Below are 18,976 nucleotides of genomic sequence, written 5' to 3' on the forward strand. Positions count from 1 at the left end.
GGCGCTCTAGACGACGGCGCTCAGGTGTTGCGGCTGGTCGGCCGGAGGGTCGCCGAGACGTGGGAGCCGCAGGACGAACCTGGCGCCGCGCGGCGCGTCCTCGGCCTCGAGCGTCCCGCCGTGGCTCAGCGCGATCTCACGTGAGATGGCCAGGCCCAGCCCGCTCCCGCCGGCGTCGCGGCGGAGGCCGTCCTCGAGGCGGGTGAACCGCTCGAAGATCCGCCTCAGCGGCCAGGGGGCGGTTGACCTGCCAGTTCGCGGGTCAGGCGGCGGGTCATCCGGTGCGCGGTGGCCCACCAGATCATGGCTTCGTGGTGCTCGGGTTGCGTTCGTAGATCCGTACGAGCCGGCGGTAGCGGGTCAGCCAGGCGAATGTTCGTACACGCGAAGTAGGCGTCATGTGCATGCCGAACCGAAGGCCTCCTCGGTCATCGGGTGGTGAAGTTGGCCATCATGGCCATGTCCTCGTGTTCCAGATTGTGGCAATGGAAGACGTACTTGCCGGGATAACCGTCGAATCTGATCGCGATTGCTGCTTCTTCCGAAGCCCGCAGGTCGATGGTGTCCTTCCATCCGGCGTCGAATGCCCCGGGGCCGCCGATACCTCGGGAGAGCACCTGGAAGGGGCTGAGGTGGAGGTGCACGGGGTGATGGAAGTCTGCGATGAGCCGCCAGACCTCGACCGTGCCGAGCTTCGGCGCGGCGGCGATGTCGTTGGGGCTGAATGGTCGCCCGTCGATGAGCCAGCCCTTCATGTGGCTGACGTCTCCCGATTGAAAGCGGAAGGTGCGGGTCGTGACGGCCTGGGCCGCGGTGAGCGATTCGGCCGTGGAGAGTTTGTCGGGAACGGTGAACGGCTCGTCGGCTTTCTCGCCGACGATGAAGCGCATGACCTGGGACATGTTCCCGTCACCGAAGTCGTTGAGCAGCGTCACCGCGGTTCCAGGTTTGTAGTTGGAGAAGTCGATGATGACGTCGAGACGTTGCGCGGGGGCGAGCTCGACATGCTCATGACGAATGGGTGCGGCAAGGAGCCCGCCGTCGGTGCCGATCTGTGTCAGGAGGCCATCAGGTTGCGGGTCGAGACGCAGGTCGAGGCGTCTGGCATTGCAGGCGTTGATGATGCGCAGGCGGTATGTGGCGCCGTCGACTCTCGCAACCGGCCAGGGCGTGCCGTTGACGAGCATGACGTCTCCAAGGACGCCGGCGACGAATGAGCCGGTGACGCCGGGTGTCCTCATCAGGCTCCCGTCGATGCTCGGGTAGGACAGGGATCCGTCAGCGGCGAAGCTGCGATCGGTGATCATGACAGGGAGCTCGCGTGGGCCGGAGGGCAGGCCGAGAGCGTCCTCTTCGTCGTCTCGCACGAAGTGGAGGCCGGCGAGTCCGCGCCAGACACTCGGGCCGGTGAAGTCCATGCGGTGGTCGTGGTACCAGAGCATCGCCGCGCGCTGGTCGAGTGGATAGGTGTAGGAGCGGTGGCCTTCGGTGGTATCTCCGACCATCGAGCCGCCCATGTTCATGTGCTCCATGTTCATGTGCTGGTTCACGTAGGACCTGTCGACGGGGTAGACGAAGTCGATCGGGTATCCGTCGCTGTCGGGCGGGGTACGGCCGCCGTGCAGGTGCGCCACCGTGGGAACGGGAAGGTGGTTGGTGTGCCTCACCACGGTTGTGCGGGCACGTCGGCTGACGATGGTGGGGCCGGGGAAGATCCCGTTGTAGCCCCAGATCGCCGTCTTCACCCCCGGCAGGATCGAGGCCGTCGCCGCGGTCTGAGTGATCTCGTAGTAGTCGGTATCGGCGTCGCTGCGCACCGGCTTCAGTACGGGCGGGGTCTGGAAGGGCATCGTGAACGGCTGCGGGAGCGGCAATCGGCTGCGGAGCAGGTTGCCGGTCGAGGTGAGCCCGGCCGCGCCGAGGGAGAACGGGATGCCCACTCCCAGGCCGATGCCGGCGGCAAGGCCGGCGCCGATGAACGCCCGGCGGCTCAACGTGATCCGGTGGTTCTTCTCGGTCATCGGTGTCTCCAGGCCCAGACAGCCAGAGCGGTGGCGAGGAGGATGATCGCCACACCGAGCGGGATATGCAGGCTGATCGCTCGCGAGAAACCGAGAACGATCTGCAGCCCGATCAGGCCGAAGAGGCCGAGGCAGGCCAGGATGGGCCACCAGGGTCCGCGTCCGGGCCACCGCTGAAGTACGGCCGCGACGGCGGAGATGAGGACGGAGATGCCGGCGAAGGTCGCGTTCTCGCGGTGAACGTGCAGTGAGTCGTAGCTGCCGGAGAGGAACTGACCGGCGAGGACCGCCTGATCGAACAGCATGATCGCCGCGACTGTGCTCGTGATGCGGAACACCCAGCACGGCCAGCGCGGCGCGGACCTGGATACCACGCCGGCATCCCCCGTTGATTGTGTCGTCGTCACACGCCGTCCTCGTCTCGCCAAATAGATTCACTTGAATCCGATCCATGTGAATCTAACATAGGATGGAACCATGCCGAAGCCGCGCGGAGTCGACCTTCAACTCGGCCTGTTGCTGCGCCAGTCGCACCAACGAGCCGCCGGGGCGCTGAACAACGCCCTGTCCTCGCTCGGCCTGACCGGCCGCCACTTCGGCGTGATGATGCTCCTGGGCCGCGACGGCGTCTCGACCCAGCGTGACCTGATCCGACAGACCGGCAGCGACAAGGCGGGCATGGTCCGTACCGTCGAAGACCTCGAAACCCTCGGATACCTCTCCCGGGCCCGGTCCACCACCGACAAACGGGTGGCCAATCTCAGCCTGACCGACAAGGGCATCGACGCTCTCGGCACCGCCCAGCGCCTCGCGGCCGGCGCCGCGGAAGACCTGTTCGGATCATTCACCGACGCCGAGCTCGAAACCCTCCAAACTCTCCTGACCAGGTTCGTCGCCCCGACAGAACGCGATGCATGACTCGCCTGACACGGGCAAGCACGGGCCGGGCTCGCCAGGGCGAACTGACCGCGTCCGCCTGGCCCAGCCTCTGCGCCACGTGGCTCGCAGCCCAAGGCTTCGGCCCACGTCCCTGATCGCCGACCGCCCGCAGGGGCGGCGGCCTTGTGGTCTTGCTTGGGCTCGGCCGCGGACGTATCACTCGAAGATGGCCTCCACCAAAGCGTGCCTCGTCCCCGGCTCAGCGACCCAACCCTTTGTCAGCAGGCTCTCAGCTTGTCGTTTAACCTCTGGCCTGGACGTTTGTGGCGATCGGGTCTGAGAGTCATCTATCCGGCATAGCGGATTGTGTCCTCTGCGATACGGCGTGTCGCCGTGACCCAGGCCAGCCACCGTCTCCACCTTCAAGGTGTCAACCCAAAGAAGAGGAGGCGGTGGCTGTGTCCTCCATGCTGGCATCCGCGGTGGCGGCTGTCCTGGAATCGGGCCAGGAGGGTGAGCGGGCCGAAGCGATGGCGGAGTTGTCGGAGTTCCGCCAGGAGATATATGGTTGCCTGACGGCGCGCGCGGATGAGCTGTTCGAGCTGGCCGAGGCGGTGTTATGCGCCGACGGGCCGGTACGCAGCCTGGTCGGACTGGCGCTGGCCCCCGAACACCGGCGCGGTCACGGCGCCTTGTATGACGCGATCAACCACGGCCGGATCGAGATCGGCCGGCTCCGCAGAGCCCTGGCTACGGTGCCGCTGCCGCGCGCGGCGGGCGGGCGGATCGTCCTGGCCGCCGATGTGACTGCGTGGCTGCGGCCAGACGCGCCGACCAGCCCCGAACGGCTGTTCTGCCACACCTACGGCCGCCGCAAGGACGAGCATCAGATGATCCCCGGCTGGCCATACTCGATGATCGCCGCACTGGAGACCGGCCGGACCTCCTGGACTGCGGTGCTCGACGCAGTGCGGCTCGGCCCCGACGACGATGAGGCCGCCGTCACCGCAACCCAGCTTCGCGACCTGGTCGCCCGCCTGATCCAGGCCGGGCAGTGGCGTCAGGGCGACCCGGACATCCTGCTGGTGGTCGACGCCGGATACGACACCGCCCGACTGGCCTTCCTCCTGGACGGCCTGCCGGTGGAGGTGCTGGGCCGGTTGCGCTCGGACCGGGTGCTGCTGCGTCCCGCCCCATCGCGTGAGGAATTCCTGCTGGCCAGCCCCGGTGGCGGACGTCCGCCCAAACATGGAGGCGAGTTCCGGATGAAGGACGAGACCAGCTGGGGCGAGCCGGCCCACCTCACGAGCACCGCCACCAGCCGGTACGGCACGGCGGTCGCCTCCTGCTGGGACCGGCTACACCCTCGGCTGGGCCGCCGCAGCGCCTGGATCGATCATGTCGGCGAGCTCCCGGTCATCGAGGGCACCCTCATCCATCTGCGGGTCGAGCACCTGTCCGGCGAACGTGATCCCAAGCCGGTGTGGCTGTGGACATCGGCCATCGGCATCACCGCCGCGCATCTGGATCGGCTCTGGCAGGCGTTCCTGCGCAGGTTCGATCTTGAGCACACGTTCAGAATGTGGAAGCAGACCCTGGGCTGGACCGTCCCCAAGATCCGCGACCCCTACGCCGCTGACCGCTGGACCTGGCTGATCATTATCGCCTACACCCAGCTTCGTCTCGCTCGCCTCCTCGCCGAAGACCTTCGCCGCCCGTGGGAGAGGCCGCTGCCGCCCGAGCGGCTCACCCCCGCTCGCGTCCGCCGGGGGTTTCGCCACCTCCGCACGAGCCTGCCCCAGCCCGCCGGTGCGCCCAAACCCACGAGCGCTGGTCCCGGACGCCCCAAGGGATCAAGGAACCGCGTCCCCGCCCGTCATCACGAGGTGGGAAAGACCGCCAAACGCGCGGCATCACTCACCGAGCACCGCGAGCAGGCAGGTTAAACGACAAGCTCAGTGGCTGTCGTCACCGCGGAGGCGGGCCGCGGCGCGCGCCGCGGCGCGGCGGATGCCCGCGTACCCGGTGCAGCGGCACAGGTTCGAGGCGAGGAGCTCGTCGAGCCGCCGCTCGTCCTTGTCCAGCTCCGGCTCCTCGGCCAGCGCCCCGGCGAGCAGCATGAGGAAGCCGGGGGTGCAGAAGCCGCACTGCAGCGCGTGCTCGGCGGCGAACGCCTCCTGCAGCGGGTGCAGCCGGTCGCCGTCGGCCAGCCCTTCCACGGTGCGGATGTCGGCGCCCTCCATCTGAACGGCCAGGGCGAGGCAGGAGCGGACGGCGGTGCCGTCGATCAGCACGGTGCACGAGCCGCACACCCCGTGCTCGCACCCCAGCGTGGTCCCGGTGAGCCCGAGCCGGTCGCGCAGCGCGTCGGCCAGGCTGGTCCGGGGCTCGACGTCGAGCCGGTGGGTCCGGCCGTTGACCATGAGTTCGACGTTCATGGGCTTCCCGCTGTCGCTTTCTGGACGGCGCGGGTGAGGCAGCGCCGTACCAGTGTGGCGAGCGCGTGCCTGCGGTAGGCGGCCGGCGCGTGCGGCTCGTCGGGCGGGTCCGTCTCGGCGGCGGCCCGTACGGCGGTCTCCGCCAGCAGTTCGGGCTCCGGGAGCTCGCCGGTCATGAGACGCTCGGCCTCGACGGCGCGGAGGGGCACGTCCGCCGCGTTCGCCAGGCCGATCCGTACCCAGTCGACCCGGCCACCGGAGAGCCGCAGCATGACCAGGGCGGCGGCGAGGGCGAAACTGCCGTGCGTGCGGCGTAGCTCGGCGAACGCGGCGACGGCCCCGGCGGGCGGACGCGGCAGCCGGACGCCGGTGACCAGCTCCTCCGGCAGGCAGGCCGTGGCGAAGGCCCCGCGGAACCACGCGTCCGCGGGCACCGTACGCCCTCCCGCCGGGCCTGCCACCTCGATCCCCGCGCCCATGGCCATGGCCAGCGCGCACCACTCCGACGCCGGATGCGCCCACGCCAGGCTTCCGGCGAAGGTGCCGCGCGCGCGGATGGGCGGGTGGGCGACGTAGGGCGCGACCTGGCGGAACAGCTCGGCCAGCGAGTCGTCGAACCTGGCGTGCTCCAGCTGGGCGTGCCGGACCAGCGCGCCGACGTGGACCGAGCCGTCCTCGACCGCGATCTCCGACAGCCCGGGGACGCGGTTGACGTCCACCAGCAGGGCCGGGCGCGCGGTCCGGTGACGCAGCTCGATGAGCAGGCTCTGACCGCCTGCCAGCACCCGGCTCTCCGGCCCGCGCTCGGCCAGCACGGCCACCGCCTCCGGCACGGAGGCAGGCGCGACGTAGGCGAATTGTGCCGGTTTCATGTCAACCATCCCGGGAATCCGATATCGACGTTGGTACCGAAAGCGGGGGTGTCCAAACATTGCGGTACATCGGGATGCCGCTCGCGCGGCGTGAGGATCGCGACCTGGTCACCGGCCAGGCGCGCAGGGTCGCCGACCTGGACCTCGCCGGCACGCTCGAGCTCGCCTTCACCCGAAGCCCGGTGCCGCACGCGCTGATCCGCGGGGTGGACGTCGCCACCGCGCTCGAGGAGGAGGGCGTGGCCGGCGCATGGTCCGCCGCCGACCTGCCGTACCTCGCCGCCCGTGACCTGCCCGGCGGGGACGACCGGACACCGTGGCCGCTGCTCGCCACCGGCCGCGTCCGCTTCCCGGGCGAGGCGCTCGCCGTGGTCGCCGCCGGTACACGCGCCCAGGCCGAGGACGGCGCCGAAGCCGTCCGCCTCATCCTGGGGCCACTGCCCTTCACCCTCACTCCCGGTACCGACGGCGACAACCTGGTGGTCGAGCGCACTTTCGGCGAGCCGGCCGACGACGTGTTCGCCTCCGCCCCGGTGGTGGTCGAGGCCGCCTACCGTGAGCAGCTCCTGCTCCCCACGTCGCTGGAGCCGAGGGCCGTCCTGGTCGATCCGGGGCGCGACGGCCGCCTCACCGTGTACGCCTCGCACCAGGCCCAGCACCGGCTGCGCGACTCGCTCGCCGCGGCGCTCGGGCTCGGCAGGGACCGGATCCGGGTGATCGTCCCCGCCACCGGCGGCGCGTTCGGCGCCAAGAGCCAGACCTACCCGGAGTACGTCGTCGCCGCCCTGCTGGCCGTCCACCTGCGCCGGCCGGTCCGCTGGTGCGAGGACCGCGCCGAGGCCATGCTGGCCGGCCCGCGCGGTCGCGGCCAGACCCAGCGCGTACGGCTGGCGGCCGACGAGGACGGCGTCTTCCTCGCGTACGAGCTCCTGATAGACGCCGGCATCGGCGCGTACCCGCACACGGGCGCCTTCGTCCCCATGATGACCGGAGCCATGAGCACCGGCGCGTACCGCACCCCAAGAGTGCACACCCAGGTCCGCTGCGTGCTCACCAACACCGCCCCGACCACCTCCTACCGCGGCGCGGGGCGCCCGGAGGCCGCCTACGCCCTCGAACGCACCGTGGACCGGCTGGCCCGCCGGCTCGGCATGGACCCGGCCGAGCTGCGCCGCCGCAACTTCATCCGCCCCGACCAGTACCCGTACCTGACGCCGACCGGCCGCACCTACGACTCCGGCGACTACGCCGCCGCGCTCGACAAGGCCCTCGCCGCCGTCGGCTACGACGAGGTCCGCGCCGAGCAGGCTCGCCGCCGCGAGGAGGGCGGGCCGCCGATCGGCGTGGGCATCGCCACGTATGTCGAACGTTCGGGCGGGCCGCCGGACAGCGACGAGTTCGGCAGCGTGGAGGCCTGCCCTGACGGCACGTTCATCGCCCGCGTCGGCTCGACCTCCGCCGGGCAGGGCCACTTCACCGCGTTCGCGCAGGTGGTGGCCTCGGTCCTGGACGTGGACGTCGACCGGGTCCGCGTCGTCGAAGGCGACACCGGCGAGGTGCCCTACGGCTTCGCCACGTTCGGCAGCCGTTCCATGCAGGTGGGCGGGGCGGCGCTGTGGCGCGCCGCCGAGTCGCTCGTCGCCACCGCCCGCCGCCGCTGCGCCGAGCTTCTCGGGGTGGAGGAAGAGGAGGTCTCGTACGCGGCGGGCCGCCTGGTGGTCGGAGGCGACACGTGTGCGGAGCTCCTGGAGCCCGACCATCGGACAGACGGCCCCTCGGGGGACGACTTCACGGCCGGTGTCGCCGCGGGCCCGCTCCCCGGGCTCCCCATCGGCGAACTGGTCGCCCGCACCGGCCCTCTACGCGCCGACGAGATCGTCGCCCCACCGCAGGCGTTCCCGTACGGCGCGCACGTCGCCGTCGTGGAGGTGGACCCCGACCTCGGCACCGTCCACGTGCGCCAACTGGTGGCGGTGGACGACTACGGCGTGGTCGTCAACCCCATGATCGTCAGCGGCCAGACCCACGGCTCGATCGCCCAGGGCCTCGGCCAGGCTCTGTACGAGCAGGCGGTCATAGGCCAGAACGGCCTCCCGTACGCCACGACGCTCCTGGACTACCTCCTCCCGACAGCCGCCGACATGCCCCCGGTCACCCTCCTGGAGACCACCACCCCCAACCCCAACACACCGCTGGGCGCCAAGGGCGCGGGCGAGGCCGGCTGCATCGGCATCCCACCCGCCATCGTGAACGCCGTCTGCGACGCCCTGAACATCGACCACATCGACATGCCCCTGACGCCGGCGGCCGTATGGTCAGCCCTTCCGACAACATCATCGCCCCGGTAATCTTGCGGATCTCTCTGGTCCTGCACCCCCCCAATCCCCAGGAGGTGGAGCCTTGGGCTCCGGCAAGAAGAGGTGGACGGCAGCGTTGCTGGCCACTGCTGTGCTGTCGATCACTGCGGCCTGCGGCGGCGAAGGCGCCGGCGGCGACGTCAAGTTGCGTTTCTCCTACTGGGGCAGCGCCGCGCGGCAGAAGATGACGCAAGAGGCGATCAAGAAGTTCGAGGCGAAGAACCCGAACATCGACATCGAGGAAGAGTTCTCCGACTTCCGCAGCTACTACGACAAGCTGGCCACCAAGGTCGCGGGCGACGAAACGCCGGACGTCATCACCCTCGAGATCCGCGGCCTGCGGGAGTACGCCGACCGGGGCACGCTCACCGACCTGTCGAGCACGGTCAACACCGCCGACATCGACAGCAAGGTGCTCGCCACCGGTGCCATCGACAAGAAGCAGTTCGCCATCCCCACCGGCGTCAACGCCTGGTCCCTGGTCGTGGACCCGAAGGCGATCAAGGACGCGGGGCAGCAGTTACCCGACGACACCACGTGGACCTGGGAACAGTACGCCGATCTGGCGGCGAAGATCACCGCAGCCACCGATGGCAAGGTCTACGGCACGCAGCAGAGCTTCAACCCGGCTTTCCTGCAGATCTTCGCCGCTCAGCGGGGCGAGTCCTTCTACCAGGGCGACAAGCTCGGCATCTCGCCCAATACGCTCAAGGCGTGGTGGGCCGTCCACCGGAAACTGATCAACACCAAGGGCTCTCCTGACGCCGCCAAGAGCGTCGAGCTCGGCGCCCTGGGCGAGGACCGCTCGCTCTTCGCCACCGGCAACGGCGCGATGGGGATGTGGTGGAGCAACCAGCTCGGCTCGATCAACAAGGCGTCGGGCAAGGAAGTGGACCTGCTGCGGATGCCGAAGCCACAGGGCGCGACCACCGGTGGCATGTTCCTGCAGCCGGCGATGTTCTACACCGCCTCGTCGAAGTCCGCGCACGCGGCCGAGGCCGCCAAGTTCATCGACTTCATGATCAACGACCCGGAGGCGGGCCAGATCATCCTCAGCGACCGCGGCCTGCCGGCCAGCTCCAAGGTGCTGGCGGCGGTCAGGGACAAGCTCCCGGAGACCGACAAGAAGACGCTGGCCTTCCTCGACAAGGTCAAGGACGAGCTCACGGACTCGCCCGTCGCCCCGCCGAAGCACGCCAGCGCCATGGAAGACATCCTCACGCGGTACACGAACGAGGTTCTGTTCGGCCGGATGGCCCCCGACGATGCCGCACGGAAGCTCATCACGGAGGCCAACGCCCTCATCGCAGGCTAGAGGAGAGGCGTCCGCAGCTGTACGTCGACGCGCTGCCAGGGGAGTGGCGCGTCGCCGGAAAAGGGGATGAACCTTTCCAGGCTCGGTGCAAGGCTGGGCTCGTGAGCGACACGCAAACCGTGGTCCTGGTCGAGGGCGCCAGTGACAAGTCGGCGATCGAAGCGCTGGCCGAGCGCCGTGGCCGGGACCTGGCGGCCGAAGGCATCTCTCTTGTGGCGATGGGCGGCGCGACGAACATCGCGACGTATATACGTAGGTTCGGGCCTCCCGGTCACAATCTCCGGCTGGCCGGTCTGTGCGACGTCGGGGAGGAAGGCGACTACCGAAACGCCCTCGAGCGTGCCGGCCTCGGAGCAAATCTCAGCCGGAGCGATCTGGAGGCGCTGGGATTCTTCGTGTGCATCGCCGACCTCGAAGACGAGCTGATCCGAGCCCTCGGCACCGCCACGGTTGAACGCGTTGTCGATGCCGAGGGCGAACTCAGCTCATTTCGTACGCTCCAGAAGCAACCCGCATGGCGCGGGGGTGCCACTCACGACCAGTTGCGCCGATTCATGGGATCAGGCAGTGGCCGCAAAATTCGCTACTCCGGCCTGCTCGTCGGGGCGCTCGATCTCGATCGGGTACCGCGGCCGCTGGACATGCTGCTGGCCCACCTCTGAGGTCGTCGGCGCTGGTTTGATCTGGCCTATTTCTGCGTCTGTCCGTGCGGAATGTTGGCATGCAGGGTGGGTTGTTCATGCGTGGTTTCTTGCGCCAATTCATCGGCTTGTCCTGGCGGTTCTCGGGTTTGGCCGGGCGGCGTATGTTGCCGGCTCGGCTCTGAAGGTTCTGGTATGTCGGTGGTGGCGGATTTCGTCGCCCTGGTGGGCGCATCCGAGGGAACGGTCGCCGTTTCCGTCTTCTGTCGCGGCGGAGTGACGCGGGCGGCGACGGGTGGTGCGGTCCGGCTTCGGCGTGCGGTGGGTGTCGTACGCGGGGCGCGGGTGGGGTTGGTGGCCGGATACGCACGCGGGGTCGGTCTGACCGGTGTGGCGGTGGGATGAACGGCCAGCGCGGCCGGGGATGGCGTGGTGGCGACGCCTTCGGGGACGGGCACTTCGTCGAGGGTGGGGGAGCCGGCGGGGATGCCGATCAGGAGGGCGGCGAGGACGAGCTGGGCCAAGCCGGCCAGAACGGTGGCGATGCGGATCGCCCGTCCACGGCCGTGCCGCTGCACCGTGCTCGCCTCATGAGGCTGGATCTTCACCGTGGGGGTGTTCCGGCCGCGGGCATGGGGTTGTCCTCCTGAGGGTGCGGGGCGGGCAGCGGCAAACCTCTTGATCTACACATGAATGGCGACAGCGGTCAAGAGTCCCCTGGGTGTCTCCGGAGGCTCGCAGTGCCTGAGCGGTTGCTGTGAGTTTGCTGGGAGTCGCGTCCGCCTTCCCTCAGCCTTGGAACGAACCGACCTGCTGCGTTTACCGACAGTTACCTTGACCGTCGGTAGGTGAAGTCGTCGGCGACGGAGCGATCTTCGCAGGCTGGAGCCCCAGAAGTGGCCTTTCGGTGGTGTGTTCCGAAGTCCTCGTATGTCACGTTGCGTGTATTTTGACCGAATGTTCCGGTTTGTGGCGTGATTCGGATGTTTTGCTCTCGTGGATCTTTAGATCCTCCTTATCCGCCTATGTGGAGTGTGCCGGTGTCAGACCTGAGTTCCAGACGGCCTCGGCCGGTCTGAACCGCGCGCTGCTGTACTTCGGCGCCGCCGACGCGGACGTGCTGCCGATCGGCACCCGCATCGACCAGGCCAAGCTGGAGCTCTACTTCGACCAGGCGCTGGGCGAGGGCGCGGCGGTGACGCTGGCGGCACACGAGATCACCGACGACTCGTGGACCTGGGACCCCCAGAACGTGTCCTGGAACAACCAGCCCCCCTTCGCCGCCACCGCCGCCTCGACGGTGACCCGCAACGTCGGCGAGCTGTCGCGCTGGCACAGCTTCGACGTGACCGCGATGGTCAACGCCTGGTACGCCTCTGCCGGGGCGCCCATGGGCGGCATCCTGATCAAGGCGGCCAACGAGGCCAAGACCGCCCCGGTGGGCGGCGTCTCGTACCAGGCGATGGACGACTTCACCGCCGTCGACCCGCTGACCGTCGACCCGACCGCGCACCCGCGCCTGCTGGTGACGTTCGGCAAGCCGTCGGTGACGCTCAACCAGCCGACGCTGGCGACCTCGGTGGGCGCGTCGCTGTCGTGGTCGGCCTACGCCGACCCGACCCCCGGTGACGCCTCCGACGATCTGGCCGAGTAACGGCTGCGCCGGACCTGCCCCAGCGGGTGCCAGACCACCTCCAACATTCGCCGTGAAAGCCGCAGGCTAATGCCACATGCACGTAATCATCGATAAGGCCACGGAGTCGGTCTCGCCGTAAGACGCGGATTGTCGGGTGGAGCCGGACCATCTCTGCCGTCTGGAGGAGACTGCATCCACGCTCCGATGTCGCCTATGAGTGTTGTAATGATCGACATACTCAAGCAGACCGCGCCGAAGACAGTCTTGTCCAAGGACAAGCATTCAGTCGGTGCATTCGCAGCGCACGCTGCCGACAGGCGGCCCGGATGGCGAGGCAGCCACCCGGGTCGCCCTGGGGCCGTCGGCTCAGCGACTTCGTTTCTTAACTGGGTCGCCCGCGAACCGTAACCACGTGCGTGGCCTCCGCGGTCATGAACGTTGAGTCGCCGACCCACTTGACGCTGTAGGTGTATTCGCCGCCATCGCTAGCTGTATCGGTGAAGCTGAACGACCCATCATCGGACACCGTCACGTTCGGCAATGCCCTCCTGATGGTGCCCTCACGGCCGACAAAGGTGCGTTGCACCGTGAGCACGGCATTCGGCGAAGGGAGCCGGCCACCGCCGTCCAGCTTGCCGCTGACTTCGAGCTGGTCGCCGGCGACCGCCTTCTCGGGGCCCGACAGGGTGAGGGTCGTCTGGCGTTTGGCAACCGTCACGGGGTGCCAAGCCAGGGTCGAGCTGTAGATGGAGTCTCCAGCCCAGCTCACCTCGTAGTAGATGACGCCACCCACTGGCGGGGTGTCGGTAACGGTGAATGTGCCGTCGTCGGAGGTCGTCACTTCGGTGAGGGGCTTTTTGACGTCGCCTGGAAGCTTGCGGGATACCGCCAGGCGTTGCGCGCCGGGAGCCGAGCCACCTGCCAAGGTGAGGCGACCAGTCAGCGTAAGCGGTTCGAACACGGCCGGCTCGGGCGACGGCGTCACGGTGATTGAGGAGGAGCGCTTGTCCACCGTGAACCACGGCGACCAGGCCGTGCTCCACCGGAAAGCCGAAGTGCCCTCCCAGACGACCTCGTACCTGTGCCAGTCGACGGCCTGTGGGGTGTCGGTGATGGTGAATGTGCCGTCCTCGGCGGTTGTCACCTCGGGCAGGGATTCCATGATGCCGTACGGTCGCTGGCGGATGACGGACAGCGTCTGTATGCCGAGGGCCGAGCCGTCCGGCGAGGTGAGCCGACCGGTCAGCGTGAGAGGTTCGAGCACGGTCGCCCGCTCGGGAGCGGTCAGGCTGAGCGTGGCCGGGGGAAGCGTGACGTCGGGCAGCCGTGCCAGGTAGAGCCGGTCCAACAGCCCTCTCAGCACGACGAAGACCGTGGTCCCGGAGATGGCGATGCCGCCAGGGACCGCGGACACTTCGTCGGCCTGATGCGTGTATTCGAACGTCTTCTCCGCGGTGGCAACGTCGAACATCTCGACGGTCGGACGACGCGCCATTCCACCCACCAGACGGGAGCCGTCCGGGTTGAGGGTGATGGCACTCCCTGACTGCGTGCCGTAGCTGCGGACATGGGTCATGGCGGTCGTGTCCCAGCTGTCGACCCTGTACGGGTAGCCGAAAGCGGAGAACAGCGTGGCACCGTCCGGGGTGATGGCGAGGTCACTCGGGTTGGACAGATCATTCGTGACGCCGCTGATGACACCGCGGCGGGTGACGGTGGCACCGGACACGTCGTAGATGAAGAGATCGCTGGGGGTCCTGCCGGTGATGCCGACGGCCAGAGTCCCGCCGGCGGCGGCCAGCAGCGGAGGGCTGAACAGCCCGGTCTCGACCTGGGTGAACTCCGGCTCCGTCGCCGACACGTCGAAGCTGACGACGCCGTTCTTGTTGTCGTAGATGCTGCAACCGTAACCGACATAGAGTCGGCTGCCGGACAGGGACATCGTCGACGGGCACGGATAGGCGGTCAGGTCGATGCGCCGGGTGATGGCGAGGGTTGCCGTGTTGATCTCCGCGACCTGGTTCGCGCCCCTGACCGCCGCGTACAAGCGGGAGCCGTCGGCCGCCGATGCGAGCTCTGACACGCCCGGGAGGTCATGGATGGTGTCGGTGACAGAGCCCTGAGTGTTGGCGACGACGATACGGTCGGCGGCGGAGACGAAGAGCTTGTCGCGGCCCGCGGCAATGTCACCGCTTCTCAGGTTAGACGGGAGAGAAACGCCGAGGTCCGTTTTGGAGTCGGCCGCGCTCGCGGCGGGCGCTTGGGCCACAATCAGGCCCGCTGCGATGATCGGGACGGTGCAGAGGGTGAGCAGTCGGCGGGCTAATCGAATGGTCGCAGGCCGAGGCGATGACGAAGCGCGATCAAGGCGGTGCGTTGACAACATGATTCCTTCAAAATCGTTCACCAGTGCGAGAAGCCATACGATCAAGCCATGCCGATGATCGCGTGTCAAGCTTGACGGATAGCATTCGGGATGCAGCTGCGGGTCGATCACGCGGACATCGCGATCTTGCGTTCGGCTGCCTGCACACCATCTGCCGCGGTGACATCACGCCACCTGGCTATGCATTGTTCAGCTCCCCGTTACGCTCCTGAACTCAATCCGGCCGAGGAAGCCTGGTCACTGCTCCGCCGGGCCATGACGAACTTCGCCGTCACCGGTCTGCCCGGTCTCGTCCGGCTCAAGGACCTCAATGGCTTCCTGTGCGGCTGGGCCGGATACTTCCGCTACGAACCCTCCGGCCAGCGCCTCAGCAAGATCAGACGGTATGCCCAGTGGCGGCTGGCGCACTTCATCCGAAGACGTTATCGCCGCAGCATGACGTTCGGCTGGCGGGTACTGGACGATCATGAGTAGTCGTCTTCGTCGTACTGCTCCAGGCGGAGTAGGGTACGGATCTTCCCCACCGCAGGTTTCCCGTCGTGGCGGGCGGCGTTCAGCACTTCCTGGATGAGCGCGTCGCGGTCACGGGCACGCGCGGCCAGGAGCCAGTGCCGTTGCGCCTTGAGCGATTCGGCCTTGAGCTGCCCCATCAGCCCGCGCAGTGTCCTGGGCCAGGCGGTGTCGGTCAATTGGCCGATCTGTGTCCTGTTCGCGGTGGCGACCTGCGCTGCTCGGCGGCGTAGCGTCGCGACAGGCTGGCTGCCGTTGATCGCCTGCTCGAGTCGTTCGAGCGCGATGTTGTACGGCCGCACGGTGCTCAGGTAATGCCGGGCCGCCTGATCGAGGGTCAGCGGCACCGGGCTCGGCGTCGCCCGCGGCGAAGGAGTTACGGTCTCCGCATGCAGCTTGGGGCTCGCGGCCGTGGCGGAAGGGAGCGCGAGCGGGACCGGCGGAGCCGCGTCGACGGGGTCGCTCGAGCACCCGGTGACCATGGTGGCGACCACCAGTGTTCCTGCAAGGATGCGCACAAGTCCGTAATTGATCCATTCGGCCGTAAGTATGTCAAGATGCTAAATCGCCGGCCGCGAGCCGTGCGGCTGCGTTGGAATCCTCCGGCGGTTGCACGGTGGAACCCTTCCGGCCTCCGGGATGACCCCGATGGCTCCATCCGCGGGGGCCCGTGCTCGAACCGCTCACCTTGACCGGCCGGCTCACGCTCGCCGATGCAACGACGGCGGTTCGCGTCAATAGCAAGGAGTGACCTCGGAAACCCTCGAACCTGCGGATTCGGGGTTTGTTGGAGGCAGTCGAAGGGGCCAGCGTCAGTTCGTCGGATTCGTCGGATTCGCCGGGTGCTCGTCGTACCGCTCGATCAAGGCCGCCACCTCACCGGCCTCCGACGACGAGATGGCGTCCAGGATCTCCAGGGAACGGCGCCATGCATTAACGGCCGCCGGGAGGTTCCCGGCGTCGCGGTGCACCTCGCCCAGGGCGCGCAGGGCGTGGCCGCGGCGGCGGGGTAAGGGGGTGGCCTCGCAGATGGCCACGACGTCGGTCAGCGTCGCCACTGCCTCGTCGAAGCGCCGCTGCAGGCGCCGGAGCTCGGCGAAGGTGAGCAGGGCGCGGGCCTCGCCCAGTCGCTCCCCGACGTTCCGATAGATGGCCAGGGACTGATGCAGGAGGCGTTCGGCGTCGGTGAAGCAGCGCTGGGCGAGCCGGGCCGTGGCCAGCGCCAGGGACGCGTAGGCGGTGCCCCTGGGGAAGCCGAGCGTGTCGAAGGAGGCCATCGCCCGGCTGAAGGAGTTCTCGGCGGCGGTGCGGTCGCCGCGGGCGAGATCGATCTCTCCGAGGAGCACTCTGGCGAACTCGCACGAGCGGACGTCGCCGATGTCCTCGGCCAGCCGCATCGCCCGCCGGACGAACGGGGCCGCGAGGTCGAGGCGGCCCTGGCTGACGTGGATGCGGCCGATGCCCCGCACGACGGTGATCTCCGTGCCGCGGTCGCCGGTCCGGGCCAGGGCGTCGGCGGCCTGGTTGTAGCAGGCCAGAGCATCCGTGTGGCGGCCTTGGAGGCCGCGGAGCTCGCCCATGTTGACCAGGGCCAGGGCATGCCCGTGCCCGTCCTCGGCCTTCTCGAACAGCTGCAGGGACTCCTCCAGGAGCCGCTCGCTGCGGACCATGTCGTACTGGGCGATGGACAGCCTCGCCAGGCCGTTGAGCACACTCGCCTGGCCACGGACGTCGCCCGACGCGCGAGTGGCGCGTAGAGCCGTCTCGTGCGTCGTGCGCCACTCGTCGTAGAGGCTGCGGGTCTCGAACAGGCTCACGGCGCTGGCGGCGAGCTCCCAGCACAGCTCGTCGGCCCCCAGCGCCGCGCTCTGGCGGACCCCGGCGACGATGCTCGCCCGCTCGGCCTCCACCCAGGCGAGCGGGTCGCGTACGACGATCTCGGGCTGCCAGAGCGGGCTGTCGCCGCGCAGGAGGCGGTAGTCGCCGCCGCACAGCCGTACGTGGGCCTGCCGGGTGAGGGCGAGGCAGGCGCTCAGGGCGCGGCGGACGGCCGCGGTCCGCTCGTCCTCGGGCTCGTCGGCCTCGGCGCATTCGCGGGCGTACATGCGGGTCAGGTCGTGGAAGCGGAAGCGCGTGTGGCGGGATGGGTCGGGTTCTGGCGGGTCGTCCGGGTAGCGCGTGTGGCCGGAGGGGTCGCGGGGCGCCACGTCCAGGAGACGGGCGTCGGCCAGCTCCTCGATCAGGTCCTCGGCCTCGCCGTGCGGCAGGTCGAGCAGGGCGGCGGCGGTCCAGGCGGCGAAGTCCGGCGCCTCGAGCAGGCCGAGCAGGCGGAACAGCCGCCGCGCCGCCGGGGTCAGGCCCTGGTAGCCCACGGCGAGGCTGGCCCGCACCTCCTGGGAGCCGTGGGAGAGCTGGCGCAGCCGGCTGCCGGTGTCGTTCAGCCGGGTGACCAGCTGGCTCAGGCTCCAGTGCGGCCGCGCGGCCAGCTTGGCGCCGGCGATGCGTACCGCGAGGGGCAGGCCGCCGCACAGGTGGACGAGCATGCCGGCCTCGCCGGGCGCCTCGGCCGCCCGGTCGGCGCCGATGAGGTGCCGCAGCAGCTCCAGCGCCTCGCCGGAGGGCATCACCGGGAGATCGATCCTCCGCGCCGCGGGCAGCGCCGACAGCCGGTGCCTGCTGGTGATCAGTACGGCGCATCCCGGCGTGCCCGGCAGCAGCGGGTGGACCTGGCCCTCGTCGGCCGCGTCGTCGAACACCACCAGGTAGCGCCGGTTCGCCAGCTTGTCGCGGAACAGCTCGGCGCGCTGGTCCAGGCCGCTCGGCACGGCGGCGCTGTCGACCCCGAGCGCGCGCAGGAACCGGCCCAGCGCCTCCTCCGGATCCACCCGGTGGTTCCCGGCGCTGCGCAGGTTGATGTAGAGCTGTCCGTCGGGGAAGTCGTGCCGTACGAGGTGGGCGACGTGTACGGCCAGGGCCGTCTTCCCCACGCCCCCTTGGCCCGAGATCGCGCAGAGCGGCACCGCCGCCGCCCGGTACTCGCACAGGGCCTCGACCGCCGCCGCCACCTCCTCGCCCCTGCCGACGAAGTCGGCGACGTCAGGCGGCAGCTGACACACGGCCTGCGGCCCGGCCGCGGCGGACGGCGGCTCGCCGCGCAGGATCGTGGCCTGCAACCGCCGCAGCTCCGTGCCCGGCTCGATGCCGAGCTCCCGTACGAGGACCTCGCGGGCCTGCCGGTACGCCTCCAGCGCCCTGTCCCGCTGCCCTGTCCGAGCGAGCGCCAGCATGAGCAGGTGCCAGGCCCGTTCCCGCAGCGGCTGGTCGGTCAGCAGGTGACGCAGATCGTCGATGACCTCCTGGTGCGGGCCGATGACGAGCCTGGCCTCCGCGTAGTCGAGCCGGGCCGCGGTACGGCGCTCCTCCAGCTCGCTCACCCGGGCCGGCATGTCGCCCCAGAGCCGGGAGCCCTCGGCGGGACCTCCCCGCCACAGGGCCAGCGCCCGCCGGAACCCCTCGGCCGCGGCCCGGGCGTCGCCCCGCTCGGCGTCCAGCCTCGCCTGCCGTACGCCCTCGTCGAACGCGAGCAGATCGACCTCTCCGGCGCCGGTCTGCAAGAGGTAGCCGGATCCTTTGGTGAGGAGGGGCGCGCCGGGCGGCAGCGTCTTTCTCAGCTGGGCGACGTACGACTGGAGGTTGGCCACCGCGGACGGCGGAGGCTTCTCCCACAGCGCGGCGAGCAGGCGGTCCTGGGAGACGGGGGAGTTGACGTTGAGCAGCAGACTGGCCAGGAGCGCGCTCTGCTTGCCGCTCAGCTCGACCGGCTGCCGATCGCCCACCCGGATGAACACTGGTCCCAAGACGCCGAAGGTCACATCCGTCACATCGTGCTCCCCCGTGGGATGATCCAAGGACTCCGGGGGC

At 69.2% G+C, this 18,976-nt stretch carries 16 protein-coding genes; 7 read left to right on the forward strand and 9 right to left on the reverse strand.

Features of this window, described 5'->3' with window-relative positions:
- Positions 1-6 precede the first annotated feature (6 nt).
- The 3 genes from ABD830_RS18780 to ABD830_RS18790 form a co-directional block, all read right to left on the reverse strand.
- On the reverse strand, positions 7-297 hold the full coding sequence (locus tag ABD830_RS18780) for an ATP-binding protein (protein ID WP_344988767.1): 291 nt from the start codon (positions 295-297) through the stop codon (positions 7-9).
- Positions 298-428: 131 nt separating this feature from the next.
- Positions 429-2,021, reverse strand: coding sequence for a multicopper oxidase family protein (locus ABD830_RS18785; RefSeq protein WP_344988769.1), 1,593 nt, complete (start codon positions 2,019-2,021; stop codon positions 429-431).
- The gene (locus ABD830_RS18790; RefSeq protein WP_344988771.1) at positions 2,018-2,326 is read right to left on the reverse strand and encodes a hypothetical protein; all 309 of its coding nucleotides are present in this window, start codon (positions 2,324-2,326) and stop codon (positions 2,018-2,020) included. The genes ABD830_RS18785 and ABD830_RS18790 overlap by 4 nt, the downstream gene beginning before the upstream one ends.
- Before the next feature lie 172 nt (positions 2,327-2,498).
- Between ABD830_RS18790 and ABD830_RS18795 the strand changes: the two genes are divergently transcribed.
- Positions 2,499-2,939: a MarR family winged helix-turn-helix transcriptional regulator gene (locus ABD830_RS18795; protein WP_344988773.1), complete on the forward strand. Its 441-nt coding sequence runs from the start codon at positions 2,499-2,501 to the stop codon at positions 2,937-2,939.
- A gap of 428 nt (positions 2,940-3,367) precedes the next feature.
- Positions 3,368-4,846, forward strand: a complete 1,479-nt coding sequence (locus tag ABD830_RS18800; protein ID WP_344987595.1) for an NF041680 family putative transposase — start codon at positions 3,368-3,370, stop codon at positions 4,844-4,846.
- 9 nt (positions 4,847-4,855) lie between these two features.
- On the opposite strand, the gene ABD830_RS18805 is transcribed toward ABD830_RS18800, so the two are convergent.
- Positions 4,856-5,338 carry a (2Fe-2S)-binding protein gene (locus tag ABD830_RS18805; RefSeq protein ID WP_344988775.1) on the reverse strand — a complete coding sequence of 161 codons (483 nt, stop codon included), beginning with the start codon at positions 5,336-5,338 and terminating at the stop codon, positions 4,856-4,858.
- On the reverse strand, positions 5,335-6,210 hold the full coding sequence (locus ABD830_RS18810) for an FAD binding domain-containing protein (protein WP_344988777.1): 876 nt from the start codon (positions 6,208-6,210) through the stop codon (positions 5,335-5,337). Before ABD830_RS18810 ends, ABD830_RS18805 begins: the two co-directional genes overlap by 4 nt.
- A 59-nt stretch (positions 6,211-6,269) precedes the next feature.
- On the opposite strand from ABD830_RS18810, the gene ABD830_RS18815 reads away from it, so the two are divergent.
- The 3 genes from ABD830_RS18815 to ABD830_RS18825 all read left to right on the forward strand — a co-directional run bounded on the left by ABD830_RS18815 (position 6,270) and on the right by ABD830_RS18825 (position 10,544).
- Positions 6,270-8,558 carry a xanthine dehydrogenase family protein molybdopterin-binding subunit gene (locus ABD830_RS18815; RefSeq protein WP_344988779.1) on the forward strand — a complete coding sequence of 763 codons (2,289 nt, stop codon included), beginning with the start codon at positions 6,270-6,272 and terminating at the stop codon, positions 8,556-8,558.
- A 52-nt stretch (positions 8,559-8,610) separates the two neighbouring features.
- Positions 8,611-9,882, forward strand: a complete 1,272-nt coding sequence (locus tag ABD830_RS18820; RefSeq protein WP_344988781.1) for an extracellular solute-binding protein — start codon at positions 8,611-8,613, stop codon at positions 9,880-9,882.
- Between the two features lie 101 nt (positions 9,883-9,983).
- Positions 9,984-10,544 (forward strand): TOPRIM nucleotidyl transferase/hydrolase domain-containing protein, encoded by a 561-nt coding sequence (locus ABD830_RS18825; protein ID WP_344988783.1) that lies wholly within the window; start codon positions 9,984-9,986, stop codon positions 10,542-10,544.
- A 26-nt stretch (positions 10,545-10,570) separates the two neighbouring features.
- On the opposite strand, the gene ABD830_RS18830 is transcribed toward ABD830_RS18825, so the two are convergent.
- Positions 10,571-11,131, reverse strand: a complete 561-nt coding sequence (locus ABD830_RS18830; RefSeq protein WP_344988785.1) for a hypothetical protein — start codon at positions 11,129-11,131, stop codon at positions 10,571-10,573.
- Positions 11,132-11,550: 419 nt separating this feature from the next.
- On the opposite strand from ABD830_RS18830, the gene ABD830_RS18835 reads away from it, so the two are divergent.
- Positions 11,551-12,177: a DNRLRE domain-containing protein gene (locus ABD830_RS18835; RefSeq protein ID WP_344988787.1), complete on the forward strand. Its 627-nt coding sequence runs from the start codon at positions 11,551-11,553 to the stop codon at positions 12,175-12,177.
- 364 nt (positions 12,178-12,541) lie between these two features.
- Here the strand turns inward: ABD830_RS18835 and ABD830_RS18840 are convergent, their stop codons facing one another.
- A complete protein-coding gene (locus ABD830_RS18840; RefSeq protein WP_344988788.1) occupies positions 12,542-14,656 on the reverse strand; it encodes a hypothetical protein in 2,115 nt (704 codons plus the stop codon).
- Here ABD830_RS18840 and ABD830_RS18845 point away from each other — a divergent pair.
- Positions 14,636-15,019, forward strand: coding sequence for a group II intron maturase-specific domain-containing protein (locus ABD830_RS18845; RefSeq protein ID WP_344988789.1), 384 nt, complete (start codon positions 14,636-14,638; stop codon positions 15,017-15,019). The two genes, ABD830_RS18840 and ABD830_RS18845, sit on opposite strands and share 21 nt — an antisense overlap.
- Here ABD830_RS18845 and ABD830_RS18850 read toward each other — a convergent pair.
- The gene (locus ABD830_RS18850; protein ID WP_344988790.1) at positions 15,010-15,549 is read right to left on the reverse strand and encodes a hypothetical protein; all 540 of its coding nucleotides are present in this window, start codon (positions 15,547-15,549) and stop codon (positions 15,010-15,012) included. The two genes, ABD830_RS18845 and ABD830_RS18850, sit on opposite strands and share 10 nt — an antisense overlap.
- 318 nt (positions 15,550-15,867) lie before the next feature.
- A complete protein-coding gene (locus tag ABD830_RS18855) occupies positions 15,868-18,936 on the reverse strand; it encodes an AfsR/SARP family transcriptional regulator (RefSeq protein ID WP_344988792.1) in 3,069 nt (1,022 codons plus the stop codon).
- Positions 18,937-18,976 lie beyond the last annotated feature (40 nt).

The organism is Nonomuraea helvata (assembly GCF_039535785.1).
Taxonomy (GTDB): Bacteria; Actinomycetota; Actinomycetes; order Streptosporangiales; family Streptosporangiaceae; genus Nonomuraea; species Nonomuraea helvata.